Annotated in this window: 19 protein-coding genes; 8 read left to right on the plus strand and 11 right to left on the minus strand. The window is 71.1% G+C overall.

Features of this window, described 5'->3' with window-relative positions:
* Positions 1 to 213 precede the first annotated feature (213 nt).
* Both OG245_RS14590 and OG245_RS14595 read left to right on the plus strand, forming a co-directional pair.
* Entirely contained in the window at positions 214 to 1320 is a 1107-nt protein-coding gene (locus OG245_RS14590) for a hypothetical protein (RefSeq protein WP_371623948.1), read from the plus strand.
* Between the two features lie 481 nt (positions 1321 to 1801).
* Positions 1802 to 2152 (plus strand): hypothetical protein, encoded by a 351-nt coding sequence (locus OG245_RS14595; RefSeq protein ID WP_365543294.1) that lies wholly within the window; start codon positions 1802 to 1804, stop codon positions 2150 to 2152.
* Between the two features lie 153 nt (positions 2153 to 2305).
* Here the strand turns inward: OG245_RS14595 and OG245_RS14600 are convergent, their stop codons facing one another.
* The 3 genes from OG245_RS14600 to OG245_RS14610 form a co-directional block, all read right to left on the minus strand.
* Positions 2306 to 3721: a DUF4157 domain-containing protein gene (locus tag OG245_RS14600; protein ID WP_371623949.1), complete on the minus strand. Its 1416-nt coding sequence runs from the start codon at positions 3719 to 3721 to the stop codon at positions 2306 to 2308.
* Positions 3722 to 3879: 158 nt separating this feature from the next.
* Positions 3880 to 4542 carry a DUF1345 domain-containing protein gene (locus tag OG245_RS14605; protein WP_371623950.1) on the minus strand — a complete coding sequence of 221 codons (663 nt, stop codon included), beginning with the start codon at positions 4540 to 4542 and terminating at the stop codon, positions 3880 to 3882.
* Between the two features lie 263 nt (positions 4543 to 4805).
* A complete protein-coding gene (locus tag OG245_RS14610; RefSeq protein ID WP_371623951.1) occupies positions 4806 to 6020 on the minus strand; it encodes an amidohydrolase family protein in 1215 nt (404 codons plus the stop codon).
* A 102-nt stretch (positions 6021 to 6122) separates the two neighbouring features.
* Between OG245_RS14610 and OG245_RS14615 the strand changes: the two genes are divergently transcribed.
* A complete protein-coding gene (locus OG245_RS14615) occupies positions 6123 to 6590 on the plus strand; it encodes a MarR family winged helix-turn-helix transcriptional regulator (protein ID WP_371623952.1) in 468 nt (155 codons plus the stop codon).
* Positions 6591 to 6696: 106 nt separating this feature from the next.
* On the opposite strand, the gene OG245_RS14620 is transcribed toward OG245_RS14615, so the two are convergent.
* A complete protein-coding gene (locus OG245_RS14620) occupies positions 6697 to 7155 on the minus strand; it encodes a pyridoxamine 5'-phosphate oxidase family protein (RefSeq protein WP_371623953.1) in 459 nt (152 codons plus the stop codon).
* Positions 7156 to 7281: 126 nt separating this feature from the next.
* Here OG245_RS14620 and OG245_RS14625 point away from each other — a divergent pair, with 126 nt between their 5' ends.
* Complete coding sequence (locus OG245_RS14625; RefSeq protein ID WP_371623954.1) at positions 7282 to 7743, plus strand: GNAT family N-acetyltransferase; 462 nt, start codon at positions 7282 to 7284, stop codon at positions 7741 to 7743.
* Between the two features lie 93 nt (positions 7744 to 7836).
* On the opposite strand, the gene hemC is transcribed toward OG245_RS14625, so the two are convergent.
* From hemC to OG245_RS14655, 6 genes are all read right to left on the minus strand, one after another.
* A complete protein-coding gene (gene hemC, locus OG245_RS14630; protein ID WP_371623955.1) occupies positions 7837 to 8769 on the minus strand; it encodes a hydroxymethylbilane synthase in 933 nt (310 codons plus the stop codon).
* A gap of 18 nt (positions 8770 to 8787) precedes the next feature.
* Positions 8788 to 9363 carry an O-methyltransferase gene (locus tag OG245_RS14635; protein ID WP_371623956.1) on the minus strand — a complete coding sequence of 192 codons (576 nt, stop codon included), beginning with the start codon at positions 9361 to 9363 and terminating at the stop codon, positions 8788 to 8790.
* A complete protein-coding gene (locus OG245_RS14640) occupies positions 9356 to 10126 on the minus strand; it encodes a hypothetical protein (RefSeq protein WP_371627888.1) in 771 nt (256 codons plus the stop codon). The genes OG245_RS14635 and OG245_RS14640 overlap by 8 nt, the downstream gene beginning before the upstream one ends.
* A 345-nt stretch (positions 10127 to 10471) precedes the next feature.
* The gene (locus tag OG245_RS14645; protein ID WP_371623957.1) at positions 10472 to 10939 is read right to left on the minus strand and encodes a GNAT family N-acetyltransferase; all 468 of its coding nucleotides are present in this window, start codon (positions 10937 to 10939) and stop codon (positions 10472 to 10474) included.
* A gap of 112 nt (positions 10940 to 11051) precedes the next feature.
* The gene (locus OG245_RS14650) at positions 11052 to 11855 is read right to left on the minus strand and encodes an SDR family NAD(P)-dependent oxidoreductase (RefSeq protein WP_371623958.1); all 804 of its coding nucleotides are present in this window, start codon (positions 11853 to 11855) and stop codon (positions 11052 to 11054) included.
* Positions 11852 to 13018, minus strand: a complete 1167-nt coding sequence (locus OG245_RS14655) for a serine hydrolase domain-containing protein (RefSeq protein ID WP_371627889.1) — start codon at positions 13016 to 13018, stop codon at positions 11852 to 11854. The genes OG245_RS14650 and OG245_RS14655 overlap by 4 nt, the downstream gene beginning before the upstream one ends.
* Before the next feature lie 524 nt (positions 13019 to 13542).
* On the opposite strand from OG245_RS14655, the gene OG245_RS14660 reads away from it, so the two are divergent.
* A complete protein-coding gene (locus OG245_RS14660) occupies positions 13543 to 13998 on the plus strand; it encodes an SsgA family sporulation/cell division regulator (RefSeq protein ID WP_371623959.1) in 456 nt (151 codons plus the stop codon).
* Positions 13999 to 14062: 64 nt separating this feature from the next.
* Here OG245_RS14660 and OG245_RS14665 read toward each other — a convergent pair whose 3' ends face one another.
* Entirely contained in the window at positions 14063 to 14887 is an 825-nt protein-coding gene (locus tag OG245_RS14665) for a helix-turn-helix domain-containing protein (RefSeq protein WP_371623960.1), read from the minus strand.
* 222 nt (positions 14888 to 15109) lie between these two features.
* Between OG245_RS14665 and OG245_RS14670 the strand changes: the two genes are divergently transcribed.
* The 3 genes from OG245_RS14670 (at position 15110) to OG245_RS14680 (ending at position 17613) form a co-directional block, all read left to right on the plus strand.
* Positions 15110 to 15775, plus strand: a complete 666-nt coding sequence (locus OG245_RS14670; RefSeq protein ID WP_371623961.1) for a DUF4097 family beta strand repeat-containing protein — start codon at positions 15110 to 15112, stop codon at positions 15773 to 15775.
* Positions 15776 to 15853: 78 nt separating this feature from the next.
* Positions 15854 to 16825, plus strand: coding sequence for an ATP-binding cassette domain-containing protein (locus OG245_RS14675; RefSeq protein ID WP_371623962.1), 972 nt, complete (start codon positions 15854 to 15856; stop codon positions 16823 to 16825).
* The gene (locus tag OG245_RS14680; RefSeq protein ID WP_371623963.1) at positions 16822 to 17613 is read left to right on the plus strand and encodes an ABC transporter permease; all 792 of its coding nucleotides are present in this window, start codon (positions 16822 to 16824) and stop codon (positions 17611 to 17613) included. Before OG245_RS14675 ends, OG245_RS14680 begins: the two co-directional genes overlap by 4 nt.
* Positions 17614 to 17718: the final 105 nt, after the last annotated feature.

Here is a 17718-nt window from a genome sequence, read left to right on the forward strand (position 1 = left end):
ACCCCACCCGACCCACCCCCGGCGACCACCTGACGCACCCCAGGGGCTCGTCACCCACACGGGTGAGGTTTTCCAACTCAGCTCGCTTTCGGGCCGGTTGTCCGGCATATGCTCACGCCAGCAACGACACACCCCACCGGACATACGTCGGCCCCCGACCGGGACTGCAATCCCAACCGAGGGCCTGACCACCAAGGAAGTAGACCCTTCCCGATGGATACCCAGCAGAATACTGCCCTCAAGCGCGCCCTGGCAGAGGTTCCCGGCCCCCTGCCCACCTCCGGCATGATCCACATCGTCATCCCCCACACCGACCGCTTCACCGTCGTCGGCAACCACCTAGCCCAGCACCCCGACCTCAGCTGCACCGCCGTCGGCATCGCCGTACGCATCCAGTCACTGCCCCAGGGCGTCGAAGTCAGCATCAAAGCGCTCGCCACCCACTGCCGGGAAGGCGAGAAACGCATCGCCGCCGCCCTGCGCGAACTGGAAACCCTCGGCTACCTGCAACGCCTCCGGCACCGACTGCCCAACGGCCGGGTCATCACCCGCACGGTCTTCTGCAACCAACCCACCGCCCTGCTTCACCCCCGCCGCCCGGCAGCCCCGCCACAACTCCCCGTACCGGCCTCGCTCCCGGTACGGACCGAGGCGCTGCCCACGTTAACTACGGCTCCGGCACCGGCACCTGCCTCGCCGCCCGAGCCGGACATGTCCGCGCTCCCGCCCGTACCCCCGCAGCCGACCCCGTTCGTCACTCCCCCGCCCCCACGCTTCGTACCGCTGGTCCCGCCCCCGACCGCACCCAAGCCGCCGCCCCGCCCGCTCCCCCGCCCCAGCGAACCCACCCCGGAACTCGACCGTGCGGCCACCGCGTTCCTCAGCGACCTGCACCGCCACGCGCCCCAGTTCACGCTCTCCGAGGACGACGTCCGTCGACTGGTCCCCGGCGTCGCGGCCTGGCTCGAACGCGCGGCCCGCCCCGACGCCATCCGTCACGCCCTCACCGACGACCCGCCCCACCCGCTCAAGCACCCGGCCAAACTCCTCAAGTACCGGCTCACCGAGCTGCTCCCACCACCGCCTCCGGACATCCGGGACCTCGCCGCACTCGCCCGCCCCCGCATCACCGTCACGCCCTTCCAGACCTGCGACGCCTGCGAACGCGCCTTCCGCTCCCCCACCCCCGGCCACTGTCGCGACTGCCGGTCCGAGCACATCCGGCACGCTGCCCGAGGTGATGACAGGGCTGTGTTCGCAGCCGGCCGCCATGCGCCGACGGCCGCCGCTCAGGGCCACCGAAGCAGCGGCTGCCCCTGAGCGGCGAGGGGCCCGTCCCTACGTCCTTCGGGCGCGAAGGTGTCCGCCCGGAACTCGCTCACGGATCACGCTTCTCGCGAGCATGAACGGTCAACAGCACACATGACAGCCTTAGTTGATGGGAACATCTACGTATCCATCGCCGTGAAGGAGGCCGTCCATGAGCGATTCGGATCCCGGTAGCGCAGGGTCGCCCACCCCAACCCCGCCACCGTCCTCGCCGAACGTTCCGCCCTCTCCGACGCCGCCCCGGAGGCCTCGTGCCCGGCGGCTCGGCGAGTGGGCCGCGGTGGCTTCCGCGGTGGCCGGCGTCGCCGGAGTCCTCCTCGCCGTCTTCGGACTGCCGACCCTCAACTCGCCGACCGCTCGCGGTTCGGCGCCTGCCTCTCAGCCCACGGTGTCCGTGACCCCGACGGCCGGGGCCGCTCCCGCTTCCTCCACACCGCCGACCTCGCCACCGCCTCCCGCAGCCCCCACTCCCGTGACGAAGTCCGACATAAGGATGCCCACGGACTTCTACTTCCTGTTCTCGGAGGACCCACTCAGGCTCCACGAGATGAACGGGCCCCGAGGGGACCTCATCTACACCTTCTCCAACGACTTCAGGTCCAATGGGCACCTGGTGAGGCTCGACGCCGACCAGCCGGGTTCACTGGAGGAGTGCAGGTCGGACACGCGCTATACGAGCATCATCAGGAGGCCCCAGCTGACCAAGGGGACACGCATCTGCGTGCTCAGCAGAGGCCACGTGGGACTGGTGACGGTCCGTGAGGCGCCGCAGGAGCGCGACGACGGCGACTTCATCACGATCGACCTCACGGTCTGGCCCTGACCCGCTCCGGTAGCGCCCTGTGGACAGGGCCAGCGCGAGCGGGCGATCGAGCGGCGACCTGGTCCCGCCCCCTTTCCTTTCAGGCATGAGCCCTTTCCGCCGGTTCCGGAGCGGAGACGCGACGGGAGAGCTACCGGTCCGGTCGCCCGCCGTTCAGGTGCCGCTCGGACCCTCGCCGGCGTTGTCGTCCTCTTCGTAGGCGGTGTAGTCGACGGGGATCGGATCGTCGGCCGAGTTCACCCCGACCACCGCGTTCGTGTACAGCAGTACGGCGTGGACCGCGTCCCCCGCGGCCACCAGCGCGGCGAACAGATCGGTCATGGCGGTCGCCGTCTGCGTGTACCAGGCGTCGAACTGCCTCGCCCTGGGCTCGCTGAACTCGCCGCGCTTGTTCTGTCGTGCCACCTGATCGGTGATCATGCCGAGGGAGAAATCACCCAGCGGATCCGTGTTCGCCCACAGGCTGGAACCGCACCGCTGGATCGCGCGGTCGATCCTCTGGGAGAACGCCCCGTATTCGATGGAGTTCTGGTCCCCGTCAGAACTCTTCGTCGCGCCCACCATGGCCGCGCGGAAGTCCCTGTTGTCGCGGCCGGTCGCCGCAGGTCCCACCGCCGCGTCCAGCGCGTTCAGAGCTGCCATCGCCGCCGTGTGCAGTGCTTTGAAGTCCCTCACGGAGGCCCTGTCCTCGCGGGACATGTCGGGCGCGCTCTGCCTGAGGAGGTTCTGGCGGGCGTCGAGCCTGCTCCTGAGGCTTGTCGCCGCCCTGGCGGCCACGTCGTGGAACGCGTTGAAGATGTGCTCTCCCTGCAAGGAGGCCCCCGGCTGCTGCGCGGCCTCGCCCTTGGCCTTCTTGGCCCGTTGCACCGCCGGGTTCGACAGTTCCGAGCGGGCACCCGAGGCCGGACCGCGCTCCGTACCCTCCGCGCCCTCCGCCAGGCGCTGGATCGCGGCCGGTCCCCGCATCACGGCGGTGGCATTGGCCTCGGCTTCGCGTTCGAAGCGGTCGGACGGGTCGGAGACGCTGAGCCCCGACCCGTTGTCGGTGCCGGCCACGGGTCCCTGGCGCTGCTGGATGACGTGGGTGAGCTCGTGGGCGAGGGTGTGCTTGTCCGCGCCGCCGTCGCCGATGACGACATGGCTGCCGGAGGTGTAGGCGCGGGCCCCGATCTCGGCGGCGGAGGCCTTGGCGGCGGCGTCGTTGTGGATGCGTACGTCGGAGAAGTCGGCCCCGAGCCGGGCTTCCATGTCGGTGCGGACGGCACGGTCCAACGGCCGCCCCGCACCGCGCAGCACGCCATGGACGGCCGAACGCTGCACGGGGGCCTGCCCGGCCTGTTCGGCCTGTTCGTGGCCGCAGCCGTCGCCGTGCCGGTGCCGGTCCTGGTCCTGGTCCTGGAGGCGGCCGGACGCTCGGAGCAGTTGGACGACGGCCGCGTTCCCGATCGTGCTCTGGAGGGCGAAGGGGCCGTTGACCGGTACTCCACCCGCCTCGACGGGCTTGGCGGTCTGCACCGGAACCTTGCTGTTCTTGACATCGGGCTCTCGGGCGCCGTCCTGGCTGTACATGGAGACCTCTTCGCGGCTGAGGGAATGGCCCTTCCTTCATACGTGGGGGCACGGCTCCGGTTCCAGGCCCTCAAGGGCACAGTTGACCGCACGAAGGGACCGCCGGCGACCGTGCCGGAAGCCTCAGGGCTGTCCCGCGGTTCCCGGCGGCACAGCCTTCAGTCGCCGAGCGCCGAGACCAGGCTGGCGACGGTGACCGTGTTGAAGACGAAGGCGATGACCGCGTTCGCCGAGATGGTCCGCCGCATGTCGCGGGAGGTCACGTTGACATCGGTGGTGCCGAAGGTCGTCATGACCGCCACCGCGAAGTAGACGTAATCGGCCCAGGCCGCGGTCCCCGTTCCGGGGAAGTCGAGCGCCTCTTCGTCCTCCACCAGATTGTCGGCCTGGAAGGCGACCGCGAACGCCACGACGACGCAGGTCCAGGCGATGACGACCAGCGACAGCGCCATGAGGGCGCGCGGCCCCTCGGCGAAGGTGGTGCTGAGGTGGCCGGGCAGCCACACGACGGCCACGGCCAACGCGGCCGCCGCGATGAGGATGGACGCCCCCGGTCCGGGCGCGGTGCCCAGGACGTACCGCTGGAGGAACGTGCCGCGGGCTTCGCGGTCCGCCCAGGAACGGATCCGCTCCGGTGAGGCGCTCAGGAAGGCGGCCAAGGTAATGGCCAGGTACGGGACCAGGTAGGCGAAGAGCACCAGTACGCCGACGTCGGCGGCCGAGATCCGCACGACACTGTCGAGGGGCAGCACCAGTGCCGCGGCCACCGCGATGAGGAGACACACGAGGGAGCGGCGTCGTTCGGACAGCCAGGAATTCACGGACGGGCTCCTCCGGGCATGCGCGGTGCGGATGCGGCGACGCTAGACGAGCCGGCTCCCGCCGGGGCCGTGAGCGCTGGCCGCGTCCGGGAGGTGGTGCGTTCCGTCCCCCGAACGGCGCACGGACGGCCGCCGGCAGGACGGCTCATGACGGATCGGTCCTGGCGTCCGGGCTCCGCGCGACGCACGGCGGTCCGTTCCAGCAGCTCGGGAGCCGGCACGGAACGGACCTCGGGAGCCCCCTCTAAGGGAAGGGACTGCGATCATGCCGCCGCTCGGGTGCCGCGGCGCCAGACGGCGCGGGTGTTGAGAGTGTCGCTGATGTTGCTGGTCGGGTCGCCGTCGACCAGGAGGAGGTCGGCGCGGAGGCCCTCGGCGATACGGCCCCGGTCGCTCAGGCGGAAGCGGCGGGCCGTGGTCGCCGTGGCCGCGCGCAGGGCCCGTGCGGGTGTGAGACCGGCTGCCACCAGGTACTGCAGTTCGTGGTGCAGGCTCGCTCCGTGCGCCAGGCCCCCGAAGAACGTCTCGGGCATGGAGACGTCGGTGCCGGCGAGCACGTCGACTCCGGCAGCGTCCAGTGCACGCACGGTGTCGTAGACGTCGTGGAGCCTGCCCTGTGGGTAGCGGCCATAGCTGGAGCGCAGGGTCCGGTCCCAGTCGGCGTCGAGGCGTGCGGCGACCCGGGGGTCGTCGGCGAGTTCGCTGCCGGTGATCCCCATCATCGAGGCGTTGAGAGTGACGCAGGGGATGACGAACATGCCCGCGTCCCTGATCAGGCTGATGATCTCGGCGGTGTGCGGCTGGTCCATGAACACGTGGGTCACGCCGTCGACGCCGGCTTCGGCGGCCGTCCTGGTGGCCTCCACGGTCAGCGCGTGGGCCACGGTCAGGGCGCCGTACTTCTTGGCTTCGGCGACACCGGCGTGCACGGTGGCCCGGTCGAGCGTGGGCAGCCCGGGGTGTCCCTCCACGCTGCCGTCGTCGATCATGAACTTGATGAAGTCGGACCCCCGGGCGAGAAGCTGCGGCACGAAGGCGGCGGCCTCCTCGGGTGTGGTGGAGAACGGCATCAGGGGCATGACCGGGGGAAGGTCCCACTTGGGCCGAAATCCTTCGGGCATCAGCTCGCTCGGGTGACCACCGGGCGGTGTGATGGCGAAGCCGGAGGAGCGCACGTCAGCCTGTGTGTCGTCGTCGGTGATGGCCCCCCGGTTCTCCCGGGTGTTCATCCCCTGCATCTCCAGTTCGGTCGTCACCCCGAACCGCAGGGCGAGCGCCAGGGAGCCCGGGGCGGAGTGGACGTGGGCGTCGATGAGACCCGGCAGCAGTGTGGCGCCGCTGCCGTCGACGATCTCGCTGCCCTCGGGAGCGTCGCCACCGACGCGGGCGATCCTCCCGCCGTCGATGACCACGGTCCGCACGCCGACCGCCTTCTCCCCGTCGAAGATCTGCGCGTTGGTGATCGCGGTGAGCGCCATGGCGGTCCGCCTCTTTTCCTGGTTCGTTCAAGATTTACATACCTGATGCTATGGACTTATTGAATGGTATGCAAATGTGCCGGCCGGGCCTAGACTCGGCACATGAGCAGCACCTCCTCCTCCGAGCAGCCCCCCGACGACCGGACGCTGGATCAGATCGGCCCCGCGCTGTCCCGTCTGCGGCGACGCGCACCGGCAACGGGCAAGGACCTCTCCCGCAACCTCGTGCTCAACGTCATCGCCGACGCGCCGGGCGAGACGACCGTCGGCGGGCTTGCCGCAGAGATGGGCGTCGCGCAGCCGGTGGCCAGCCGGACCGTCGCCGCCTGCATAGCGGACGGGCTGCTGCGGCGGGCGGCATCCCAGTCCGACGGGCGCCGAACCGTGCTCGAACTCACCGAGCACGGCGAGGCCGAACGCAACCGCTTCGCCGTCGAACAGCGAGAAGCGTTCCTGGAGATCGCTGTCGCCTGGTCACCGGAGGAGCGGACCCAGTTCGCACGGCTCCTGACGCGATACGGAGTCGACGCCACCGCCTGGTCGAGGAAGCGAACCCCCAACCGCGACTGACCGGGCAGCGCCCCGTGAACAGCGCCGATCCGCTCGACGTCGCCGCGCTCCCCCGGCGGCAACGGCGACCCCACCGACTCCGTGACCAGCACGGAACCGATATGTCCTAACCGTCGATGGTGAGCGCCGTGCCGTAGAGCCGGTCCACCTTCAGCCGGATGACCACCCGGTGCTCGGCAACCAGCTCCTCCAGGAACGCAGCTTCGTCGTCGGGCCTCCCGGCCTCCGGGATCATCTTGAGCAGCTCCCGCCCGACCGCGTCCCCGGGAACTGCCGTGCTCTCAGAAACCACGGCCTCGCCTTCGGCGACCGCGAACGACCACACGTCGCCGCCCGGCACATGCAGCGCCGCACGTGGATTGCGTTGCAGGTGCTGGACTTTGACCCGGCCGGCCGTGGTCGAGAACCGCACGATGCGGGCTTCGGGGTCCCAGCTGTACACCATGGTTGTCAGGTGGGGGTGGCCGCTGCGCTTCATGGTGGCGAGCGTGCCGAACTGCTGCCGGCCAAGCAGGCTGGAGAGGGCTTCGTCGGACAGTGAGCGAGGCGCTGGTCGTCGAGTCATGAAGTGACCAACGCCCCTGGGTGTCCAGCAATTTCATGGCTCGACAAGGCCGACGCCTACTTTCACAACTGACCTATCCGCACCCGCGCCAGGACCCTCACAGGGCCGCGACTACGATCCCAGCCCATGAGGTCCACCACGCACGGCGAAGACGGGAACGGCAACCAGGGCGCCGACAGGTACGAGATCGACACCGATCCCGAACGCCTCGACATCGCCCTGGTGCACCACTGGCTCTCCACCGACGCCTTCTGGGCGCTCGGCCGCAGCCGTGACCTCGTCGAGCGGTCCATGCGGGGGTCCCTCAACTTCGGTGTCTACGGCCCCGACGGGGCCCAGGTCGCCTACGCGCGGGTCGTCACGGACCGGGCGACCTTCGCCTGGCTCTGCGACGTCTACGTGGCCCCGGCCCATCGCGGCCGGGGCCTCGGCGTACGACTGGCGACCGCCGTGCGCGACCACCTCGCCCCGTACGAGCTCAAGCGGACGCTCCTCGCCACGCTCGACGCCCACGAGCTGTACGCCAAGGTCGGATTCGCCCCCGTGACCGACCCCACGATGCTGATGGTCCTGAGCGCCGAGCGGTAGGTGGTCGCCGTGCCGGACAGCGACGGGACACCGCCTCCCGGCGAGGGCCCGCGCCGACACTCGCGACCGCGCCGCCGGGCACCCCGGCGGCGGTCAATGGGCGATGCCGTCGATCAGCTCCCGCGCCCCCTGGCGCAGCAGGCTGACCGCGACGGAGGTGCCCAGGGTGGCCGGGTCGAGTGCTCCGGCCCATTCATGGGCGTTGAGGACGGTCTTGCCGTCAGGGGTGAAGACCTTGGCCCGGAGGGACAGGTCGCCGTTCCGCTCCACCCGGGCGAACCCGGCGATGGGGCTGTTGCAGTGCCCCTGCAACACGTGGAGGAACATCCGCTCGGCGGTCGTCTCACGGTGGGCCGCCGGGTCACCGAGCAGGCTCACGGCGTCGATGAGCTCGGTGTCGCCCTCGCGGCACTGCAGGGCGAGGACCCCTGCACCGATCGGCGGGCACATCACCTCGGGCGACAGGATCTCGGTGATCACGTCGCGCTGGCCGATGCGTTCCAGCCCGGAAGCGGCGAGGAGCAGGGCATCGGCCTCGCCTGCGGCGAGCTTCTCCAGCCGCCGGTTGGCGTTGCCGCGCATCGGTACGCAGAGGAGGTGCGGGTGCGATGCGGCGAGCTGGGCGGAGCGGCGGACGGACGACGTCCCGATGCGCGTCCCGGCCGGAAGCTCGTCGAGGCGCAGGCCGCCGGGGTGGATCAGCGCGTCACGGATGTCGTCGCGCCGGAGAAAGGCGGCGAAGACCGTCCCGGCGGGCAGAGGCCTGTCCGCCGGGATGTCCTTGACGCAGTGCACCGCGAGGTCGGCCTCCCCGGCGAGGAGGGCCGCGTCCACCTCCTTGGTGAATGCGCCCTTGCCCTCGACCTCGCTGAGGTCGCCCATCCACTTGTCGCCTGTCGTCCTGACCGGGACGACTTCCGTACGGGTGTCGGGGTGGAGGGCAGCCAGCTCCACGCGGACACGCTCCACCTGGGCGAGAGCCATGGGCGAGTCACGGGACACGATGCGGATCAGATCGGCGGACATGGCACTCACGATAGACCGTCAGATGCGGGTTCCGACGAGTAGCCCGGACGACCATGTCACAGCAGTTCCCAGCAGGTTGGACCTCTCGGGCAGGTGTGCGAGGAAGTCGTCGACCCGTGCCTGGTGGCCGCTGGGCCAGGTGGGCTGTGGCACCAGGTCGTCGACGACGTAGAGGCCACCAGGCTCCAGCAGTTCGATGAGGTCGTCCAGGCGGTGGAACTTTCCGGGGCGGCAGTCAACGTAGGCGAGGGCGAGAGGCGGCCCGGCGTAGCTTCCGAGCCAGGCTTCGGCGTCTGCCGTCACGAAGGACAAGCGGGTGTCGTGGTCCAGGTGGTCGACGGCGACAGCCTGGCACACGAGATCCGTCTCGACGCTGGTCAAGTGGGCGTCGGCACGCATGCCATGAAGCAGCCAGGACGCGCCGGCACCGACTCCCGTGCCCAGTTCGACCATATGCCCACCGGGCTTGGACGCAGCGAGCGTGGCGAGGAGAGAGCCGGTCCGGTCCTGGCACGACATGGCGAATCCGAGGCGGGCCGCGTCGGCGAGTAGGGCGTCGAGGGTTGCCGGGCGGAAGTACGGGCGGTCATCCACGGTTCTGCTCCAGGTGTGCCGCCACCTGTTCGGCCGCGAACGTCAGCACATGGTCCGCGCCCGCGCGCCCAAGCATGGCGATGTACTCGGTCATGCCCTCGGAGCCCAGCTCTCTCAGAGCGGGCCACTCCCCGGAGGTGGAGTACGCAACGAGCGGTGCCTCCTGATCGGCCCGGAGCCTTACGAGGACGTCGACTGCGGTCATGACCGGCTGGAGGGTGAGTGAATCCGCACCCTCGGCGATCCAGCGTCGAGCCTGGACCACGGTGTCGCGCTGGGCACGGCCCTGTTCGAGTTGTAGACCACGCCGGTGGCCGACGGCCGGGGCGGTGGCCATCAATGCCTTGAACGGCCCGTACAGCGTCGTGTGGATCGCCAGGTTGGGGTTCACACCGACGTCGCGGAGCCCGCTGTCGTCCAAAGCAGCGCGGACGGCGCGTACCGAGCCGTCAAGCATCGCGGTGGGCGATACGACATCGGCTCCGGACTCGGCGTGCTGGACTGCCATCTCACCCATCAGCTGATAAGTCGCGTCAAGGTCGATGCGTCCTGCGGAGGTGCGTACCACGCACTCGCCACTGCTGGTCCAGGAACAGCCGCACACTTCTGTGGTCACGGCCAGGTCCGGTGTGGCTTCCCTGATCGCCGACACCGCCTGAACCATGAGGTTGCCTGACCTGAGGAAACGGCTGTTGAGCCGGTGTTGTCGCGGTCGTGGCCAAGGGCGAATACCTTGACGCCCCCGATGCCGAGCCCTTTCCAGCGGGCCAGGGTCCGCTGTACGTCCGAAAGCTGCACCGCCCCAGGGAGACTTCCGGTCCCTGGATGCCCGTCAGGGAGCACGAGGAGCGGGGCGCTCAGGTCTCCGGCGGTGAGTGCGGGACGGGTGTAGAGGGCGCGCACGGCGGACCGGGCACGCGAGGGATTGACGCCGTCCGGGCCGACGGCCGGTAACGGCCGTTCGGTGAGTGTGGTCATGCACTCAGTAGATACCGACACCATGTCGGCAAAACAGAGCGCGCGGAATCAGTACAGGGCGCGCGAGCAGCACACGAACGCTCTCTCCCGGGGCCGGGAGCCGGAGCCTCCCCGCTCTCTCACCCAGCCCCTACCTCCACTCCGCCACCACCTCCCCGTCCTCCTCCACCCCCGTCGGGCGGAAGCCGATCGAGGCGTACAGGTGCGCGGCCGCCTCGTTATCCGGGGCGTAGGAGAGGCGCACCGCCGTGCCGTCCTCGCGGGCGGAGAGCCAGGACGCCAGGGTCCGTACGGCGGCGCGGCCGATGCCCGTGCCCTGGTGGGCGGCGTCGATCAGCATGCCGCCGATCCAGTGCGAACCGTCCTCGTCGAGGGCCCACATGAGGTGGCCGGCCACCTCGCCGCCCGCGCAGACGGCCAGCGAGGTCCAGGTGTCCTCGCGGCTGCTCAGCACCAGGTAACGGGCGGCCAGGGCCGGGACCCAGTCGCGCTGGTCGTCGCGGGGCGCGCTGTCGGCGACCGCCCGCCAGTTGTCCGCGTCCACCTCGCGCAGGGTGACGGGGCGGCCGGTCCTGTCCGTGTGTCCGTGGTCGATCATCCGCGCAGGGTAGGTCCCCCGGGCGGTGCGCGACCACGGATTTACGGCCTCCTCCTTACGGTCTCCTCGCTTACGGCTGCGTCCTCAGGGCCGCGTCATCAGGGCCGGGTCCTCACTGCTGCGCCATCGCCTGCCGGAAGCCCGTGTTCACCGCGAGGATCCCGCCGTCCACGCGCAGCGTCGTCCCGGTGATCCAGGCCGCGTCGCTGGAGGCGAGGAAGGCGACGGCGGACGCGATGTCCTCGGGGGCGCCGACGCGTCCGAGCGGGTAGAGGGCGGCCGCCCGGTCCAGTTCGGCGTCGCGGCCCGCCCAGGCGTCGGTGCGGATCGTGCCGGGGGCGACCAGGTTGACGCGTACGCCGCGCGGTCCGGCGTGGCCCGCCAGCGTACGGGTGAGGCTGGTCAGGCCCGCCTTGGCGGCGCTGTACGCGTGGCCGCCGAAGTCCTGTTCGCCGTTGACCGAGCCGATGGTGACGATCGCGCCCCGGCCCGAGGCGACCAGGTGCGGCAGCGCGGCGCGGGCGCAGCGGAACGGGCCGGAGAGCGTGATGTCCAGGTCGCGTTCCCAGACCTCGTCCGTCTCGTCCTCGAAGAGCGGGGTGTCCAGGCCCGCCGCGTAGGCGTTGTTGACCAGGACGTCGAGCCGGCCGAAGGCGGCGACCGCGTGGGCCACGGCCGCCTCGACCGCCGCCCGGTCGGCCACGTCGCAGACGAGGGATTCGGCGGTGCCGCCCGCCTCGCGTATCGCCGCCGCCGTGTGGGCGGCGCGCTTAGCGTCGAGGTCGGTGACGAGGACGGCGGCCCCTTCCGCCGCCAGGCGGCGGGCCGTTGCCGCTCCGATGCCCTGACCTGCGGCGGTGATCAGGACGCTGTATCCGGCGAACCGGGCCGGGATCTGCGCGGGTGCTGGTGTCATAGCGCCGACCGTACTGCCCTGACCAGCGCTTGGGCACGGGGGTCGGCGGTGACTCCCTTCTGGAGGCCGTTGGTGACGTAGCCCAGCGCGATGCCGGACTCGGGGTCGGCGAAGCCGAGCGAGCCGCCCCGGCCCGGGTGGCCGAACGAGCCGGGGCCCAGCAGCGGCGCCGCCGGGCCGTGCAGCATGTAGCCCAGGCCGAAGCGGGTGCTGACGACCAGGACCCGGTCCGGGCCCGCCGACTCCTCGGTGCGGGCCAGGGTGAGCGTCGCGGGGGCGAACAGGCGGCGGTGGCCGTCGACGGGGCCGATCATCGCGGCGTAGCACCGGGCCAGGCCCCGGGCGGTCGCGATGCCGCCCGACGCGGGGAGTTCGGCCGCGCGGTAGGCGGGGTCGTTCTCGTCGGGGAACGGGTCGATCGCGCCGAACGCCCTGCGGGTGAGCGAGTCCGGGTCGCGGTAGGCCTCGACGACGGAGCGTTTGGCCCGTACGCGCAGGGCGCCCGACGCCGCGGCGGCGGCCGGGGGCTCCACCGGGCCGATGCGGCCGATGCGGTGGGCCTCGTCGGCCGGGAGCCCGAACCAGAAGTCGAGGCCGAGCGGGCGGGCGATCTCCTCGGCGATCCAGCGGCCGATGGTGCGGCCGGTGGCCCGGCGGACCAGTTCGCCGATCAGCCAGCTGTAGGTCTGGGCGTGGTAGCCGTGGTCGGCGCCGGGCGCCCACTGCGGGCGCTGGGCGGCGACGGCGGCGGGCCCGGAGACCCCGTCGGCGGCCTGGGCGGGGGTGAGCGCGGTGTCCAGGGCGGGGACCCCGGCCCGGTGCGCGAGGAGGTCGCGGACGAGGACGCGTTCCTTGCCGTTCGCCTTGAACTCCGGCCAGTACGTGGAGACCGGGGCGTCCAGGTCGACCTGCCCGCGCTGGTGGAGCAGCAGGGGGACGGCGGCGGCGATGCCCTTGCCCGCCGAGCGGACGATCTGGACGGTGTCGACGGCCCACGGCTCGGTGCCGTCGACGTCCCGCGTACCGGCCCACAGGTCGACGACCTTGCGCCCGTGGCGGTAGACGGCGACGGCCGCGCCGCGCTCCCCGCGCTGCTCGAAGTTGCGGACGAACGCGTCCGCGACCGGTTCGAACCCGGGCGCCACCGTGCCCCGTACGTCCACGGTGACGGGGACGTCGGCCACCGGACCGTCCGCCGCCGTGCCCGGCTCGGGCCTGACACCCGGTTCCGCTCCCCTGCCCGATCCCGATTCCGGTCCCGGTACGTGACTCGGTACCCGCCCCGGTTCCTGTCCCGATTCCGCTTCCGCGCCCGCCGTCGTGCTCACTCCCGCGCTCCCGCTCATCCCCCCATGGTGCACGTCCCGGCGGGGTGTTCGGGGGGCGGGTCGCCGTGACCACCGGGCTGTCACGACCTGTTCACGCCGACGGAACGCGACGCCCTCGCGGACGGAGGGCTCACAACGCGCCACGAGGACCGACGGCCACCGCGCCGACGGCGATTCTGTCGGCGGCCACGGAGAACAGGTGCGCCGGCGAAACCATCGGGTACGCGCAGGGAAGGCCCCCGCCTCTGCGAACAGAGCGCGCAGGAGCGGAACCCGGCAAGCGGATCGCCCCACCGTGCCGCTTCCATGAAATATGGGACATTAGATGACAGAGATATACACATAGGAGGAGCCGGCTCATGTCCCCTGTGATCGAAGTACATGCGCGCGCCCGGCTCATCACCGATGGCCCCCTGACCCGCCCGGTCCCCGTCGACCTGCGCTACGACCCCGCCGACGAGCGTCGCGCCGTCCACATAGGGCTGCCCGACGGCACCGACTGGTCGTTCGGCCGCGACCTCCTGGAGCGCGGCCTGCGGACCCCGATCGAGCGCGGCGACGTCCGCGTCTGGCCGTGCGGCCGTACGCAGCTGATCGTGGAGCTGCACTCGACGGACGGGGTCGAGGTGTTCCAGTTCGAGATCCGGACGCTGATCCGCTTCCTCGCCCGCACCCGCGCGCAGACGCCGCCGGCCGCCCCTCCGGACGCCGGCCGGGAACCGCAGCCGCCGTCCCGCACCACCCGCCCGGAGCGGGGCACGCAGGCGGAACGGGGTACGCAGACGGAACGGGGCGCACAGCCCGCCCGCGGCTGAGCGCCACGGAAGGGCCGCGGGGGCCGAGCGCCAGAAGGAGCGCCAAGAGGGCCGGGAGAGTCGTTCAGCCGCGCCCTGAACCCTGCCCGGCAGGGCCGTCCGACGTCGCGCCAGGCACCGCGGCCGACGCCGCACCCGCCGACGCGTCCGGCGCCACCGCCTCCGGTTCCGCACCCGGCGTCGGCGCCGTGTGGAGAATGGCGCGGGCCTGCTCGGCGGCGCGGGCTATGCCCTCGGAGACGAAGTCGAGGAAACGGGCGACGTTCTCCATGCGGACGGCGGCCGGCGTGCCGGGGCCGAGGACGCCCACCCCCTGCCGCGCGGTGTCGACCAGCTGTGCGGTGGCCCGGGCGCTGACCATCATCGACTGGTACCAGATGTCGTCGTCGACGATGTAGCGCTCCCGGCGGCGCTCGTCGCGTTCCCGGCGGACCATGCCCTGGCTGTCGAGGAACGCGATCGCCTTGGAGATGGACGCCGGGCTGACCTGGAGGCGCTGCGCCAGCTCGGGTGCGGTGAGACTGCCCGAGTCGGTGAGGGTGAGGCAGGCCAGCACCCGGGACATCATCAGCGGCATGCCCGACGTCATGATGACGGTGGCGAACTCCTCCTCGTACGCGCGCACGGCCTCGGCATCGCGCCCGTAGGGCTGTGCCGACGCCCGCGGATCCCGGGGGGCCGCCTGCTTCCGACGGTGCGCACGGTGTTCGGTGGCGCGGTGAGCCAGGTCGGCGCGGTAGGCGGTGGGGCCGCCGTTGCGCATCACCTCACGCGTGATGGTCGAGGTCGGACGGTCCAGGTGCCTGGCGATCTCCGCGTAGGCGAGGCCGTCGGCCAGCCCCAGGGCGATCTGCCGGCGTTCCTGCTGAGTGAGCCTGCCTCCCGGCATCGCGGTTCTCCTTCGTGGTCCACGGAGTCCCCACTATAGCGTTCACCTTCAATTCATTGCAACGCTACACCATCTGACGTTGCGTTAACACCAAGCACGTTGCAACGATTCAACCGCTCCCACCTGCGAATACAACGATTGCCTGCAACGAACTCGTTGAGCGATCCGTAAATGCAACGTAGCTTTTCCTTTATCGGAAACGACGAGCGCAAGGAGAGCACGATGCAGAAGTTCGCCACCACCACCCCGGTCACCGCCGTCCTCGACCTCCCCGCCGGACGCGTCCAGTTCATCGCCGCCGACCGGGCCGACGCCACCGTCGAGGTCCGGCCCGCCGACGCCTCCAGGAGCCGGGACGTGAAGGCGGCGGACCGCGTCGAGGTCACCTACGGCGACGGCGTCCTGCGCATCGCGGTCCCGTCGACCGGAAGCCGGGTCCTCGGCGACTCGGGCTCCGTCGAGGTGACCGTCCAACTGCCCGCCGGGTCCCACGTCGAGGCGCACTCGGGCGCCGCCGAACTCCGCGGCGTCGGACGCCTCGGCGATGTCGCCTTCGACGGTGCCTACCGCCGGATCAAGATCGACGAGGCGGCGAGCCTCCGCCTCACCGCGATCGAGGGCGACGTCGAGGTCGGCCGGCTGGGCGGCCCCGCGGAGATCAGCACCACACGGGGCGACATCAGGATCGCCGAAGCCACGCGCGGCGCGGTCGTGCTCCGCACCCAGGCCGGGGACATCTCGGTCACCGCCGCCGCCGGCGTCTCGGCCGCCCTGGACGCCGGCACCGACCGCGGCCGCATCAGCAACGCCCTCAAGAGCGACGGCACCGCCGAACTCGACATCCGCGCCACCACCTCCCACGGGGACATCGCCGCCCGCGGTCTCTGACCCCCCGCACCCCGGCCGCCCCCTGCGGCCGCCCCCTCCGAACAGCCCCCCGTACCCATTCTTCGAGGAGCAACGACCATGACCCATCCGGCCATCGCGGCGAGCGGGCTGCGGAAGTCGTACGGCGACAAGGCCGTCCTGGACGGCATCGACCTGACCGTCCCCGCAGGCACGGTCTTCGCCCTGCTCGGCCCCAACGGCGCCGGCAAGACCACCGCGGTCAAGATCCTCTCCACCCTCATCACCCCCGGCGCCGGCTCCGGCGAGATCCGCGTCGGCGGACACGACCTCGCCACCGACGCCCAGGCGATCCGCGCCTCGATCGGTGTCACCGGCCAGTTCTCCGCCGTCGACGGGCTGATCACCGGCGAGGAGAACATGCTCCTCATGGCGGACCTGCACCACCTGCCCAAGCGCGAAGGACGACGGATCGCCGCCGAACTCCTGGAGCGGTTCGACCTGGTGGAGGCGGCGAAGAAGCCCGCCTCCACCTACTCCGGCGGCATGAAGCGCCGCCTCGACATCGCCATGACCCTGGTCGGCTCGCCCCGGATCATCTTCCTCGACGAACCGACCACCGGCCTCGACCCGCGCTCCCGCCACACCATGTGGGGCACCATCCGCGGCCTGGTCTCCGGCGGCGTCACCGTCTTCCTCACCACGCAGTACCTGGAGGAGGCCGACGAACTCGCCGACCGCATCGCCGTCCTGAACAACGGGAAGATCGCCGCCGAGGGCACCGCCGAGCAGCTCAAGCGCATCGTCCCCGGCGGCCACGTCAAGCTCCGCTTCACCGACCCGGACGCCTACCGGTCCGCCGCCTCCGCCCTGACCGGGGCCGCCCCCGACGACGAGTCCCTGTCGCTCTCCATCCCCAGCGACGGCACCCAGCGCGAACTGCGCTCCATCCTCGACCACTTGGACGCCGCCGGGATCGAGGCCGACGAACTCACCGTCCACACCCCCGACCTCGACGACGTGTTCTTCGCCCTCACCGCCACCACCACCGTGCCCGCACAGGCCGACCGGCCGAAGGAGAACCTCCGATGAGCACCCTCGCCCTCGCCGTCCGCGACACCACCACCATGCTGCGCCGCAACCTCCTGCACGCCCGGCGCTACCCGTCCCTCACCCTGAACCTGCTCCTCACTCCTGTCATGCTCCTGCTGCTTTTCGTCTACATCTTCGGCGACGTGATGAGCGCGGGCATCGGCGGCGAGGACCGCTCCGACTACATCGCCTACATCGTCCCGGGCATCCTGATGATGACCATCGGCTCCACCGTGATCGGGGCCGCGGTGTCCGTCTCCACCGACATGTCCGAGGGCATCATCGCCCGCTTCCGCACCATGGCGATCCACCGGAGCTCCGTGATCACCGGGCACGTCGTCGGCAGCGTGCTGCAGATCCTCGCCAGTCTGGTCCTGGTCGGAGCCGTGGCCGTGGCCATCGGTTTCCGCTCCGTCGACGCCACCGCCCTGGAGTGGCTGGCCGCCTTCGGACTGGTCACGCTCTTCGCCCTGGCGCTCACCTGGATCGCGGTCGGCATGGGCATGGCCAGCCCGAACGCGGAGGCCGCCGCCAACAGCGCACAGCCGCTGATCCTCCTCCCGCTCATCTCCAGCGCCTTCATCCCGGCCGACACCATGCCCGGCTGGTTCCAGCCGATCGCCGAGTACCAGCCCTTCACCCCCGTCATCGAGACCCTGCGCGGCCTGCTGCTGGGCACCGGGATCGGCCACAACGGCTGGCTGGCCCTCGGCTGGAGCCTCGGCCTGGTGGTGCTCGGCTACCTGTGGTCGAAGTCGCTGTTCCTCCGCGACCCGGCGGCGCGCTGACCGCGTGCGGCGCCCCGCCCGCGCCTCGCCCGCCCTCGACAAGAGGAACACCGCAAGAGGAAAGCCCCCGTGCAGTTCGCACGGGGGCTTTCGCTGTGCCGGTCC

It is taken from the genome of Streptomyces sp. NBC_01116, assembly GCF_041435495.1.
Lineage (GTDB): Bacteria > Actinomycetota > Actinomycetes > Streptomycetales > Streptomycetaceae > Streptomyces.

Coding starts and splice junctions, on each gene's coding strand:
- OG245_RS14590 (WP_371623948.1), top strand. CDS start 214: ATGGATACCCAGCAGAATACTGCCCTCAAGCGCGCCCTGGCAGAGGTT.
- OG245_RS14600 (WP_371623949.1), bottom strand. CDS start 3,721: ATGTACAGCCAGGACGGCGCCCGAGAGCCCGATGTCAAGAACAGCAAG.
- OG245_RS14610 (WP_371623951.1), bottom strand. CDS start 6,020: ATGGCGCTCACCGCGATCACCAACGCGCAGATCTTCGACGGGGAGAAG.
- OG245_RS14615 (WP_371623952.1), top strand. CDS start 6,123: ATGAGCAGCACCTCCTCCTCCGAGCAGCCCCCCGACGACCGGACGCTG.
- OG245_RS14620 (WP_371623953.1), bottom strand. CDS start 7,155: ATGACTCGACGACCAGCGCCTCGCTCACTGTCCGACGAAGCCCTCTCC.
- OG245_RS14625 (WP_371623954.1), top strand. CDS start 7,282: ATGAGGTCCACCACGCACGGCGAAGACGGGAACGGCAACCAGGGCGCC.
- hemC (WP_371623955.1), bottom strand. CDS start 8,769: ATGTCCGCCGATCTGATCCGCATCGTGTCCCGTGACTCGCCCATGGCT.
- OG245_RS14645 (WP_371623957.1), bottom strand. CDS start 10,939: ATGATCGACCACGGACACACGGACAGGACCGGCCGCCCCGTCACCCTG.
- OG245_RS14650 (WP_371623958.1), bottom strand. CDS start 11,855: ATGACACCAGCACCCGCGCAGATCCCGGCCCGGTTCGCCGGATACAGC.
- OG245_RS14660 (WP_371623959.1), top strand. CDS start 13,543: ATGTCCCCTGTGATCGAAGTACATGCGCGCGCCCGGCTCATCACCGAT.
- OG245_RS14665 (WP_371623960.1), bottom strand. CDS start 14,887: ATGCCGGGAGGCAGGCTCACTCAGCAGGAACGCCGGCAGATCGCCCTG.
- OG245_RS14670 (WP_371623961.1), top strand. CDS start 15,110: ATGCAGAAGTTCGCCACCACCACCCCGGTCACCGCCGTCCTCGACCTC.
- OG245_RS14675 (WP_371623962.1), top strand. CDS start 15,854: ATGACCCATCCGGCCATCGCGGCGAGCGGGCTGCGGAAGTCGTACGGC.
- OG245_RS14680 (WP_371623963.1), top strand. CDS start 16,822: ATGAGCACCCTCGCCCTCGCCGTCCGCGACACCACCACCATGCTGCGC.